The organism is Variovorax sp. H27-G14 (assembly GCF_046156345.1).
In the GTDB taxonomy this organism is placed as follows: Bacteria; Pseudomonadota; Gammaproteobacteria; order Burkholderiales; family Burkholderiaceae_C; genus Variovorax.
Map to the genome: position 1 here is coordinate 151,161 of NZ_JAYLVN010000015.1, position 12,667 is coordinate 163,827.

The 12,667-nt window shown below is 65.2% G+C and carries 10 protein-coding genes and 1 pseudogene; 9 read left to right on the forward strand and 2 right to left on the reverse strand.

Translation table 11 applies throughout. The annotated features are described in order from the left end of the window. Nucleotides 1–27: 27 nt before the first annotated feature. A complete protein-coding gene (locus tag VLK31_RS27090; protein WP_409171571.1) occupies nucleotides 28–1,764 on the reverse strand; it encodes an IlvD/Edd family dehydratase in 1,737 nt (578 codons plus the stop codon). Nucleotides 1,765–1,913: 149 nt separating this feature from the next. Here VLK31_RS27090 and VLK31_RS27095 point away from each other — a divergent pair, with 149 nt between their 5' ends. From VLK31_RS27095 to VLK31_RS27115, 5 genes are all read left to right on the forward strand, one after another. After that, complete coding sequence (locus VLK31_RS27095; RefSeq protein WP_409171572.1) at nucleotides 1,914–2,657, forward strand: FadR/GntR family transcriptional regulator; 744 nt, start codon at nucleotides 1,914–1,916, stop codon at nucleotides 2,655–2,657. Nucleotides 2,658–2,773: 116 nt separating this feature from the next. Further along, entirely contained in the window at nucleotides 2,774–4,156 is a 1,383-nt protein-coding gene (locus VLK31_RS27100) for an ABC transporter substrate-binding protein (protein WP_409171573.1), read from the forward strand. 37 nt (nucleotides 4,157–4,193) lie between these two features. Beyond that, entirely contained in the window at nucleotides 4,194–5,087 is an 894-nt protein-coding gene (locus tag VLK31_RS27105) for a carbohydrate ABC transporter permease (protein ID WP_409171574.1), read from the forward strand. Nucleotides 5,088–5,169: 82 nt separating this feature from the next. Then, nucleotides 5,170–6,021: a carbohydrate ABC transporter permease gene (locus VLK31_RS27110; protein WP_409171575.1), complete on the forward strand. Its 852-nt coding sequence runs from the start codon at nucleotides 5,170–5,172 to the stop codon at nucleotides 6,019–6,021. Nucleotides 6,022–6,040: 19 nt separating this feature from the next. Then, complete coding sequence (locus tag VLK31_RS27115) at nucleotides 6,041–7,114, forward strand: ABC transporter ATP-binding protein (protein ID WP_409171576.1); 1,074 nt, start codon at nucleotides 6,041–6,043, stop codon at nucleotides 7,112–7,114. A 168-nt stretch (nucleotides 7,115–7,282) separates the two neighbouring features. On the opposite strand, the gene VLK31_RS27120 is transcribed toward VLK31_RS27115, so the two are convergent. Further along, on the reverse strand, nucleotides 7,283–8,323 hold the full coding sequence (locus tag VLK31_RS27120) for an endonuclease/exonuclease/phosphatase family protein (protein ID WP_409171577.1): 1,041 nt from the start codon (nucleotides 8,321–8,323) through the stop codon (nucleotides 7,283–7,285). A 260-nt stretch (nucleotides 8,324–8,583) separates the two neighbouring features. Between VLK31_RS27120 and VLK31_RS27125 the strand changes: the two genes are divergently transcribed. The 4 genes and pseudogenes from VLK31_RS27125 to VLK31_RS27140 all read left to right on the forward strand — a co-directional run. Continuing rightward, a complete protein-coding gene (locus VLK31_RS27125; protein ID WP_409171578.1) occupies nucleotides 8,584–10,359 on the forward strand; it encodes a ShlB/FhaC/HecB family hemolysin secretion/activation protein in 1,776 nt (591 codons plus the stop codon). 114 nt (nucleotides 10,360–10,473) lie between these two features. After that, complete coding sequence (locus VLK31_RS27130) at nucleotides 10,474–11,310, forward strand: hypothetical protein (RefSeq protein ID WP_409171579.1); 837 nt, start codon at nucleotides 10,474–10,476, stop codon at nucleotides 11,308–11,310. Nucleotides 11,311–11,407: 97 nt separating this feature from the next. Then, complete coding sequence (locus VLK31_RS27135; RefSeq protein ID WP_409171580.1) at nucleotides 11,408–11,845, forward strand: ESPR-type extended signal peptide-containing protein; 438 nt, start codon at nucleotides 11,408–11,410, stop codon at nucleotides 11,843–11,845. Further along, nucleotides 11,842–12,667: pseudogene (locus tag VLK31_RS27140) on the forward strand (IS5 family transposase); the annotation flags it as partial. The gene VLK31_RS27135 and the pseudogene VLK31_RS27140, both read left to right, overlap by 4 nt.

Consider the following 12,667-nt stretch of genomic DNA (forward strand, 5'->3'; position numbering starts at 1 on the left):
CGGCAACCCCGAGAGCCTCAAAAAAACCTAGTGATTGTCGCGCGGCACAAAGGCCCCACGACGACCCCGCAGAAACGCCAGATCGGCCCCCTGGTCCGCCTGAAGCACCGTGTCGACGTACAACTTCCAGTACCCCGAATCGAGCGGTGCCTTGGGTGCGACCCATTGGGCTCGACGCTCCGCCAACACCTCGTCGCTCACATGCAGATGCAGCCTGCGATTGGGCACATCGAGCTCCACGATGTCACCGTTCTGCACCAACGCCAACGGACCACCCGCCGCCGCCTCCGGCGCCACATGCAACACCACCGTGCCATAGGCCGTGCCGCTCATGCGTGCGTCGCTGATGCGCACCATGTCCGTGATGCCCTTGCGCAGCACCTTCGGCGGCAGCGGCATGTTGCCCGCCTCCGCCATGCCCGGGTAGCCCTTGGGGCCGCAGTTCTTCAGCACCATCACGCAGTGCTCGTCGATGTCCAGACTCTCGTCGTCGATGCGCTTGTGCAGGTCTTCGGCGCTTTCGAACACCACCGCACGGCCCTTGTGCACCAGCAGCTCCGGCGTGGCCGCGCTGGGCTTGATGATTGCGCCGTTGGGCGCCAGGTTGCCATGCAGCACACAGATGCCGGCCTTCTCCTTGAAGGGCTCCGCCAGCGTGCGAATGACCTGCGGGCCGTAGTTTTCGGCGTCCTTCACGTTCTCCCACAGGCTCTGGCCGGTGACCGTGAGAACGTCCTTGTGCAGATGCTCGGCAATCTCCTTGATCACCACCGGCAAGCCGCCCGCGTAGCAGAAGTCCTCCATCAGGTACTGGCCCGACGGCTGCAGGTTGACCAGGCAGGGCAGGTCGGCGGCCAGGCGGTCGAAGTCGTCGAGCGTCAGCTCCACGCCCATGCGGCCGGCAATGGCCAGCAGATGAATCACGAAGTTGGTCGAGCCACCGATGGCCGCGTTGACCTTGATCGCGTTCTCGATGGCCTGTCGCGTGAGGATCTTCGACATGTTCATGTCTTCATGCACCATGCCCACGATGCGCCGGCCCGCCTGGCGCGCCAGCACGTTGCGGCGCCCGTCCACGGCAGGGTAGGCCGCATTGCCCGGCAGGCCGATGCCCAGCGACTCGACCATGCTGGCCATGGTGCTGGCCGTGCCCATCGTCATGCAGTGGCCGTGGCTGCGGTGCATGCAGCTCTCGGCCTCGAAGAATTCTTCCAGCTTGAGCGTGCCGGCACGCACCTGCTCGCTCATTTGCCAAACGCCAGTGCCAGAGCCCAGCTCTTGCCCGCGCCACTTGCCCGAAAGCATCGGGCCGCCCGAGACGCCGATGGTCGGCAGGTCGACGCTGGCCGCGCCCATCATCAATGCAGGGGTGGTCTTGTCGCAGCCCATGAGCAGCACCACGCCGTCGAGCGGGTTGCCGCGAATGCTCTCTTCCACGTCCATGCTCGCAAGGTTGCGGTACAGCATGGCGGTGGGCCGCAGCAGCGTCTCGCCGAGCGACATCACCGGGAACTCCAACGGGAAGCCGCCGGCCTCGTACACACCGATCTTCACCTGCTCCGCGAGCGTGCGGAAGTGCGAGTTGCACGGCGTGAGTTCACTGAAGGTATTGCAGATGCCGATGACCGGGCGACCGTCGAACTGGTCGTGCGGCACACCCTTGCCTTTCATCCAGCTGCGGTAGATGAAACCGTCGCGGTCGTTGCGGCCGAACCATTGCTGGCTGCGCAGCTCACCGGGTTTTTTCTTAGGGGGAAGGCTCATGGGGTGTCTCCGTTTTATAGCCTCCAGCAGCCCCAAAGCTCAGGGTTTGTCCTGCCGAAGGTAAGTTTCAATCATCATATGATAAGCGTGAACAAGCCTTCGAGCACCCCGAATTTCCGAGCACAGAGATAGCAAATTTCGCATCGCACATGATCAAGAACATCCACGGTCGAACGCTCGAACTGCTCGGTGAAGCAGTGGTGGCGGGACGCTATGCGATAGGTGCGTCGATCCCCTCGGAACCCATCCTCGGCGAAGAGCTCGGCGTGAGCCGCACCGTGGTGCGCGAGGCCATCAAGTCGCTTGCGGCGAAGGGCCTCATCGTCACCGGCCCGAAGGTGGGCACGCGCGTGCTGCCCAAGGACAAGTGGAACTGGTTCGACCCCGACGTCATCACCTGGCAGGCACGCGCCGGCCTCACGCCCGAGTTTCTGCGCGACCTGCAGGACCTGCGCCGCGTGGTCGAGCCGGCCGCCGTGCGCCTGGCGGCAGAGCGCGCCACCGACAAGGACATCGAGGAAATAGAAAGCGCTTTTGCCGGCATGAAGGAAGCCGTGGAAAACGGCGGCGACTACGTCACCTTCGACCTGCGCTTTCACAACGGCCTGCTCAGCGCCGCCGGCAACCGCATGATTTCGCAGATGAGCAAGGTGCTCAACGCGCTGCTGCGCACCAGCTTCGAAATTTCCACCGCCAAGCCCGATGGCCCCGCGCTGTCGCTGCCCATGCACCGCGCGGTGCTCGACGCGGTGATTGCACATGACCCGTCCAAGGCCGAGCTGGCGATCATTCGGCTCATCGAGGGCGCGCGCCAGGACATCGAGGACGTGCTCGGTTCCCGACGACGCCTGCCGCGCCTGAGCCGGCCACCGCCCAGGCTCAAGGCCAGTTAGCCGCGCCGCCCCCGTTTCAAGTCGGTCTGCGCGTTTGCCCGCAGTTCGCATCCGGTTCTTTCAACCTACGCTCATCCCCCGAGCCAATTCCACCAGAGAAGAGAAGGAGACAAACCATGAAACTCGTCAAATCGCTCATTGCGCCGACGCTGGTCGCGCTGGGCCTCATTGCCTCGGGCAATGCCGCCGCGCAAGAAAAACTCACCGTCTGGTGGGTCAAGGGCTTCTACAAGGCGGAGGACGACGCGCTGTTCGCCGCCATCAAGAAGTTCGAGGAAAAGCACAAGGACGTGAAGGTCGAGCTGTCGCAGTACCCGGTGCAGGACATGATCCCCAAGACCGTGTCGGCGCTCGACTCCGGCAGCCCGCCCGACGTGGCCTACGCCGACGTGTACGACTTCCAGGTCACCGGCAAGTGGGCGTTCGACGGCAAGCTCGAAGACATCGGCAGCGTGCTCACGCCCATGAAGGACCGCTTCGCGACCAACACCATCGAGACCACCTTCCTCTACAACGACCAGACGAAGAAGAAGGCCTACTACGCCTTCCCGATCAAGCAGCAGACGATGCACATCGAGTACTGGATCGACATGCTCGCGGAGGCCGGCTTCAAGGAGTCCGACATCCCCACGACGTGGAAGGAGTACTGGCCCTTCTGGTGCGAAAAGGTGCAGCCCGCCAGCCGCAAGGCGAGCGGCAAGCGCACCTTCGGCATCGGCATGCCCATGGGCGTGGATTCGAGCGACGCGTTCTATTCGTTCCTGACCTTCATGGACGCCTACAACGTGAAGTTGGTCGACGACAACGGCAAGCTGCTGGTGGACGACCCCAAGGTGCGCACCGGCCTCATCGCCGCCATGACCGACTACACCAAGCCCTACCTCACGGGCTGCACGCCGCCTTCGTCCACCAGCTGGAAAGACCCGGACAACAACGTCGCCTTCCACAACAAGACGACCGTGATGACGCACAACGCGACCATCTCGCTGCCGGCCAAGTGGCTCGACGACTCCAACAACGCCACGCTCACGCCGGAGCAGCGTGAGGAAGCGCGCAAGAACTACACCGAGCGCATTCGCACGGCCGGCTTCCCGACCAAGCCCGACGGCACCAAGATGGTCTACCGCACCGCGGTGAAGACCGGCGTGGTGTTCAAGGACGGCAAGAACAAGGCACGCGCCAAGGAGTTCGTGTCCTTCCTGCTGCAGGAGGAAAACCTCACGCCGTATGTGGAGGGTTCGCTGGGCCGCTGGTTTCCGGTCACCAAGACCGGACAGGCAAGCCCGTTCTGGCAGGCCGACTCGCATCGCAAGTCGGTGTTCAACCAGTACGCCGCCGGCACCGTGACCTTCGAGTTCACCAAGAACTACCGCTTCACCGTGATCAACAACGAGAACGTGTGGGCCAAGGCCATGAGCCGCATCGTCACCGACAAGGTGCCGGTGGACAAGGCGGTGGACGAGATGATCGCGCGCATCAAGACGGTGGCTGCGCAGTAAGCGCGGCGCGCCCGAAGAACGCACAGCAGCCGACGCCATGAGCTCGACCGCCACCGCCACCGCTTCCGCCGACGCCGCGACCACCGCGGCGCCTGTTGCCAACCTGGGTGCGCGCCACGCGCGCTGGCAGTTCTGGGGCGCGGTGATGGTCGTGCCCTACCTGCTGGTGTTCCTGGTGTTCGTGCTCTATCCGGTGGGCTACGGGCTCTGGCTCGCCCGCCATCCGCAGAGCTACGTGAAGCTGGTCGAAGACCCGATCTTCTTCCGTTCCGTCATCAACACGGCCGTGTTCCTGGTCGTGGCCATCAACATCAAGATGCTGGTGGCGCTGGTGCTGTCGGGCTTCTTCGTCACCTCGCGCTGGTGGATCAAGATCGTCTCGGCGATCTTCATCCTGCCGTGGGCAATGCCGTCGATCCCGACCATTCTTTCGTTTCGCTTCATGCTCAACCCCGAGTGGGGCGTGATCAACACCACCATCTTCCGCCTGACCGGCGCAGACGGCCCCAACTGGCTGAACGACCCAACGCTGGCGCTGGGCTTCGCGATGCTGGTGCACGTGTGGAAGTCGCTGCCGTTCTGGACACTGATTCTGGTGGCCGGCCGGCTGGCCATTCCCACCGAGCAGTACGAGGCCGCGTCGGTAGACGGTGCGTCGTCGTGGCAAAAATTTCGCTTCGTGAGCTGGCCCGCGCTCAAGACGCTCTACATCACGTCGCTCATTCTTTCGATGATCTGGACGCTGGGCGACTTCAACAGCGTGTACCTGCTGACCGGTGGCGGCCCCGCCGACCTGACGCACGTGCTGGCCACGCTGGGCATCCGGTATCTGCGGCTCGACCAGGTCGACTTGTCGATGGCGTCCATCGTGGTGGCCTTGCCCCTGATATTGCCGCTCGTGTACTTCATGATGAAGAGGCTGTCGAAATGAACCCCCACGCTCATCACTTCGTGTATTCGCTGCCCCCCGGGGGGGTGCTCGCCCTTCTAGAGGCGGCTCGTCGGAGGGCGACATGAAGCGCTGGACCCCCAAGGCCGTCGCCACCGAGGCCAAGCTGCTGCTCATCGGCATTCCGGTGCTGCTGTGGACGCTGATTCCGGTCTATCACATGGCCCTGTTCGCGTTCTCGAGCAAGGACTCGGCCACCTCCGGCCACCTGTGGCCCACCCACCCGACGCTGGCCAACTTCAGCACCGTGTTTCACCAGAAGCACTTCTACCTCGACCACTTCTGGCTGCAGCTGTGGAACTCGCTGGTCATTGCGCTGTCGGTGGGCGTGATCACGCTCTTTGTGGCCACCACGGCCGCGTTTGCCATCAGCCGGCTGCGCGTGCGCGGCGGGCGCACGGTGATGAACCTGGCGCTGTTCACGTACTTCATTCCGGCCGCGTTCCTGGCCGTGCCGATGTACAAGACCATGGGCAACTACGGGCTGCTCAACAGCCAGTGGGCGCTCATTCTGGCCATGGTGACCATCGCCTCGCCTTACTGCATCTGGGTGTTGAAGCAGGCCTCCGACAAGCTGCCCTACGAGCTCGATGAAGCCGCGCGCATGGACGGTGCCTCGCCGCTGCAGCTGTTTCGCCTGGTGTACCTGCCGCTGATGGTGCCGTCGCTGGTGGCGGTGGGCACCTATTCGCTGCTGCTGGCGTGGAACGAGTACCTCTATGCGTTCTTGCTGCTGTCCAACGACAAGAGCGTGACGCTGGCGGTGGCACTGGGCAACTTTCTGTCGGCCGACGATTCGCCGTGGGAGCTGCTGATGGCCACGGGCCTGATCTATGCACTGCCGCCCGCGGCGATCTACTACACCTTCAAGCGCTACATGGTGGGCGGCCTGACGGCCGGCGCCGTGAAGAGCTGACGAACCCAGGGACCACAAGATGGCATCCGTATCCTTTCGCAATATCCAGAAATCCTTCGGCAAGGTCCAGATCCTCAAGGGCCTGGGCTTCGACATCGCCGACGGCGAGTTCGTGGTGCTGGTCGGCCCTTCGGGCTGCGGCAAGTCGACGCTGCTGCGCATGCTCGCGGGCCTGGAAGACATCAGCGGCGGCGAGATCATGATCGACGGGCGCGTGGTGAACGACCTCGAGTCGAAGGACCGCGACATCGCCATGGTGTTTCAGAGCTACGCGCTCTACCCGCACATGACGGTGGGCGAGAACATGGGCTTCAGCCTGCGCCTGCGCAGCGCCGAGAAGTCGGTGACCGACGAACGCGTGATGCGTGCCGCGAAGATCCTCAACCTCGACCCGCTGCTGGGTCGCTACCCGCGTGAACTGTCGGGCGGCCAGCGCCAGCGCGTGGCCATGGGCCGCGCCATCGTGCGCGACCCGAAGGTGTTCTTGTTCGACGAGCCGCTGTCCAACCTGGACGCCAAGCTGCGCGTGGCGATGCGTGCCGAAATCAAGTCGCTGCACCAGCGCCTGAAGACCACCACCGTGTACGTGACGCACGACCAGATCGAGGCCATGACCATGGCCGACCGCATCGTTGTGATGCACGACGGCATCATCGAGCAGATCGGCACGCCGCTCGATTTGTACGACCGCCCCGACAACCTGTTTGTGGCGCAGTTCATCGGCTCGCCGTCGATGAACGTGATCGAGGGCACGGTGCGGCGCGCGGGCGGCGACTGCTGGGTCGAGTCGCAAGGCGCGCGCTGGCCGGTGCCGGTGGGCACGCCTGCGCCTGACGGGCAGGCGGTGCACTACGGCATTCGCCCGGGCGACATGACGCTGGGCGGCGGCTCGCAGGGCGTGGAGGCCAGGGTGATCGTGGTCGAACCCACGGGCGCCGAGACCGAGCTGCTGGTGCAGGTGGGCGAAGCCCGGCTGGTGCTGGCGGTGCACGGCCGTGTCGACGCGCGCCCCGACGAGATGGTGCGCCTGGCCATCGATGCCGAGAGCGTGCACCTGTTCGACCGGCAGACCGGCAAGCGAATGGTGCGCTGAGCCGGGCCTGGGGCACAAGGCACAGCGCGAGTTCTTGTCTTGCCCCTTCCCCTCCCGGGGGAAGGCTGGGATGGGGGCAAGCGGCGCCTGCAATGAAGCTGCGCCTGATTGAAGGCCGCCAGCCCCCACCCCAACCCTCCCCCAGGAGGGGAGGGAGCAACTCAAAACCTAGTCCGTGCGCAGCCGCAGCAGCGCCCGCACAAAACCATGGTCCGATCGCGAGCGGTCGCGCCCTTCATGCAGGTGGTCGTTGAAGTAATCCACCCGCCGCACATCTCCCAGGCTGTGCCGGCTGGAAGCGACGAACTCCTCGCTCACCAGGATCTGGTCGAGCACCTCTGGAAAGCCCTGGTGGATGTGCGAATACGCCACGTCCTTCTTCAGCGCTGACTCTCCCTGCATCTCGTAGGCGTTGAACAGCGCCACGTCGCGCGCCGCCTTGTCGTAGGCCACCTCGGACGTGGCCGCCACCAGCTGCGTGGTCACGCTGTGCGGGTTGTCGTTGAAGTCGCCCATCACCACCAGCGGCATGTTGGTGCCCTGCAGCAGGTCGACCACGATGCAGCGCAGGGCCGCGGCTTCGGCGCCGCGCATCAGCAGCGAGCGCAACGAAGCCATGGCACCCACCTTGCGGTCGTCGCGGTCTTCCAGCGGGTTGCCCTGCGCGTCCTGCAAGAACTTGGGGCGCTTGGACTTCAGGTGCACCGTGAGCACATGCACCTGCTGGCCGTGTTTCATGCGCACCGTGGCCAGCAGGGGTGGCCGCTCGAAGCGCGTGTGCGGGCCCAGACCCGGCACATCGACGCCGAAGCCGGGCGCGAAGTCGACGAACGAACGCAGGTCGTCCACCTGCAGTCGCGTGACGATGCCCACGCGCGGCGTGCCTTGCGCTCCCTGCCTTGGCGGCGACCCTGGCGGGCTGTCGGGCGGCGGTGTGTTCTGCGCGCCGGGCACCGAGACGAAGTCGTAGCGCAACCCGCTGCGCGCAATGCAGGCCTTCAGCGCTGCCTCGTCCCATACCTCCTGCACCGCCAGCACGTCGGCGTTCAGCGCATGAAAGCGCTCGCCGGTCCAGTCGATCTTTCGCTCGTACTCGCGCTCGCTGTAGGCGTCCTGGTTGTCGTAGTACACGCGGTTCGGGTTCGCGAGGTTCAGCAGATTGCATGTCGCGACTAACAGGGTGGCGTAGTGGGGTGGGATGTCTGGCATGAGTTTTCAATTGTGTCTTGCATGAGCGATCAGCACAAAACGAACGCCGATTTGTTATTTCGCATGCGAGTTGTTAACTGTAGTTAATGCAATTAAGTTGCGTTTTATGGAATATTCGACGGAAGCCAAAAAAAGGTTTTTCGTTCGCAATAAGACAACTGTTGACGGGTGTCTGGCGAGTTAGAAATCGGGCCCTTTCCGCCTCCTTCGGTCCTGCTGCAGCCCTGCTGCAGCAGGCCCTTCGCCTCGTTCGGACTTCCATGCCTCTGGTGCCTCTCTTGTGTCGTTCTCGCCCTCGGCAATGGCTGCGCGCCGTGTCCGCGATTTGCCTGCTGTCTTTGGCGCATGCCGGCGCCTCGGCGCAAGCCCGTCCTTCGGCACCCGACCCTTTCGTCGAACAGCTGCGCCAACAGGAACGCGAGCGTGCCTTGCGCGAGCAGCAGGAGCCTGCTGTCGACAGCCGCCTGCCCGAAGCACCGAAGGCCGATGCAGGCCGCCTGCCCGACACCGAAACACCGTGCTTTCGAATCGATCGCCTTGTGCTTGCAGGCGAGCACGCGCAAGACTTTCAGTGGCTGCTGGATGCAGCCGCGGGCCCCGCGTCGCACGACGATCCGCTGGGCCGCTGCCTTGGCACCCAAGGCGTCAACGTCGTGCTGTCGCGCCTGCAGCAGCGCCTGATTGCGCGCGGCTACGTCACCAGCCGCGTGCTGGCCGCACCGCAGGACCTGGGCGCCGGAACGCTCACGCTGACCCTCGTTCCCGGCCGCATCGCAGCCATTCGCGCCACGCCTGAATCGAGCAGCCGCTTCGGCCGCAACCAGGCGCTGTTGGCAAGCGCGATACCCGCGAACCCCGGCGACCTGCTCAACCTGCGCGACATAGAGCAAGGCCTGGAAAACCTGAAGCGCGCGCCCACGGCGGACACCGACATACAGATCGAACCTTCGTCGGCCGCCGGTGCGCGTCCCGGCGACAGCGACCTGTTCGTCAAGTACACGCAGCCGCGCATGCTGCGTGGCACCTTGAGCCTCGACGACAGCGGCACCCAGGCCACCGGCAAGCACCAGGCCGGCGCCACCGTGTCGGCCGACAACCTGTTCGGGTTGAACGACCTGTTCTACGTCAACGCGAACCACAGCGTCGACCGGCGCTTCATCGGCAACCCGCGCCGCGGCACCGAAGGGCAAACGGCCCACTACTCGCTGCCGTGGGGCTACTGGCTGCTGGGCTTCACCGCATCGAACAGCCACTACAGCCAGACCGTGGTGGGGCTGAACCAGAACTACATCTACGCCGGCAAGGCCAACAACGCCGAGCTGCGGATGTCGCGGCTGATCTACCGCGACCAGCACCGCAAGACCACCCTTGCCGTTCGCGCGTTTCGCCGCGAGTCGCGCAGCGTGACCGACGACACCGAGGTCGAGATCCAGCACCGCGTGGTCGGCGGCTGGGAGGCCAGCCTGAGCCACCGGGAATTCATTGCGCAGGCCACGCTGGACGGCACGCTGGCCTACCGGCGCGGCACCGGCGCCTTCGGCGCATTGCGCGCGCCCGAAGAAGCCTTCGGCGACGGCACCAGCCGCTTGCGCCTGATGACGGCCGAGCTGGCCCTGAACGCACCTTTCAAGCTCGCAGCGCAGCAGCTTCGCTACGTCGGCCTGTGGCGCGCGCAATGGAACCGCAGCCGCCTCATCGCGCAAGACCAGTTCGCCATTGGCGGGCGCTACACCGTGCGCGGTTTCGACGGCGAGGCCGCGTTGCTCGGCGAGCGCGGCTGGCTGCTGCGCAACGAGCTCGGCTGGGCCGTGGGCCAGAGCGGCGCGGAGGTGTATGCGGGCATCGACTACGGCCGTGTGGGCGGCAGGCCGGTTGCGCTGCTGCTGGGCGACCACCTGGCCGGCGCAGTGATCGGCGTGCGCGGTGCCTGGGGCGGCTTGAACTGCGACCTGTTCGTGGGGGCGCCGGTGAGCAAGCCGCAGGGCTACCGCACGGCGAAGGTCACCGCGGGCTTCAACCTGAATTTCAGCTTTTGAGGAGGAAGACACCCACCAGCAACAGACATCACCGCATCACGCCATCCACGCATTCATTCATTCAATCGATCGATCGATCGATCGATCGATCAATCAGTCAGTCAGTCACAACTCATGAACAACAAGATTCTTCTGTCCCTCTCGTTGCTGTCACTTGCACTTCTTCAGGCGTGCGGCGGTGGCGGCCACAGCGGTGGCGGCGCGCCCGCCGGCGTTGCGCCGACAGCTGTCGCCCCTGCCCAAGGCCAAGCCGCGGCCTCCGCTGCGACCAACTCCGGCTCCGTGTCGGCTGCCTTCGTGCGCACCGAGCGCGCGCGCTACCAACTGCTGGGTGCGGGCGTGCAGTCGTTCGGCGCGCTGTCTGCCAGCGAGCAGGCGCCCAGCGGCGCCATGACGCGGCTGAGCGACACCACGCTGACCGGCCAGAGCGCCACCAGGGAGATCAGCGGCGACGCCAACTTCGCGCTCGGGCGTTGGGTGGCCGGCACGGTCACGCGAGGCTCGGGCGCCGAAATGCTGACCGGCAAGGACAACCGCGCCTACCACTACATCGCCCTGAACGCGCTGGCAGCCATGCCTACGCCGCGTTCCACCAGTTGCGATGCGGGTGCGTTCACCGCGCCAACCTATGTGGGCGGCGGCATCGGCGTGGCCGCGGACAGCGGCTCGGCCGGCGGTGCCGCAACCCTGGCCTTCGACCGCGACGGCGCGATGGTCGGTGGCGCGGTCACCGTGTCTGTAGGCGGTGCCGCTGAGACAGTGAAGCTCGACGCCAAGGTCGCGACGGTGAGCAGCACGTCGATCACCGGGCGCTTTCTCAGCGGCGGCAGCGGTGCTGCCATTGCATTGGGCGGCCACGGCGACAAGGCCTTCGTGCTTGCGGCGGGCTACGTAGCAACGCTGCCCAGCGGTGCGCGCTACGCGGGCATCGCCAAGTTCCGCTGCAGCTGATGTCGTGACTTGAAGGGCCGGGGCGTCGTCGCATCGCGATGAACGCACCGGCCCGGTTCGCGCGCCGGCGTTCCGGCGCTCAGGGAGAAAAAAACAAATGAACAAGCATCTTCACCGCATCGTCTTCAACGCTGCCCGCGGCATGCGCATGGTGGTCCAAGAAACCGCCAGGAGCGCGGGCAAGGCCAGCGGCGCCACACCGGGGACAGTAGGTACAGCGGCCACATTGGCCCTTGCCCCCATGGCCGCCGCCGCGCTGTTCGGCGTTCTGGTCGCGATGCCCGGTCATGCCCAGATCGTCGGCGCCCCCAACGTGCCCGGCACGCAGCGCCCCATCGTGTTGACCGCGCCCAACGGCGTGCCGCAGATCAACATTCAGACGCCTTCCGCGGCGGGTGTGTCGCGCAACGTTTACCAGCAGTTCAGCGTGGGTGCGAACGGCGCCATCCTGAACAACAGCCGAACGAATGTGCAGACGCAGCTAGGGACAGTCTGCATGACGTGGCGCGCGACGTGCTTGCAATGTGAGTCATGAAGCAAACCGATCTGGGCCTGAACCTGACGACGAAGCGCACGCGCAAGCGGGAGTTCCTCGCGCAGATGGAGCGTGTTGTGCCTTGGGCTGCGTTGGTCGAACTGGTGGCGCCGTACGCGCCCGAAGGCAAGAAGGGCCCCCCGCCCTTCGCGGTGGAGACCATGCTGCGCGTCCACTTCATGCAGCAATGGTTCACCCTGAGCGACCCGGCGATGGAAGAAGCCCTTCATGACGTGCCCTTGTCCCGCGAGTTCGCCTGCCTGAGCTGGGACAGCCGCTTGCCCGACGAGAGCACCATTCTTCGGTTTCCCCCACCTGCTGGAGAAGAACAAGTTGGCAGACCAGATCCTGGCGCTGGTCAACGCGCTGTTGAGTGACAAGGGCTTGCTGCTCAAGGCCGGCACTGTGGTCGATGCCACGCTGATCGCAGCGCCCAGCTCGACCAAGAACCAGGGCGGAAAACGAGACCCCGAGATGCACCAGAGCAAGAAGGGCAACCAGTGGTTCTTCGGGATGAAGGCCCACATCGGTGTGGACGCCGACTCGGGCCTGGTGCACACGGTGCGCGGCACCGCGGGCAACGTCAACGACGTAGTGCAGGCCAAACAGCTTGTTGCATGGGCAGGAGCGCGACGTGTTCGCCGATGCGGGCTACCAGGGTGCAGCCAAACGCCCTGACGCCAGAGCCGGCGTGAACTGGCACATTGCCATGCGCCCGGGCAAGCGGCGAGCGCTGGACAAGGCCAACGAGATCGACGCGCTGGTCGACAAGGTGGAGAAGCTCAAGGCCAGCGTGCGTGCCAAAGTGGAGCATCCGTTCCG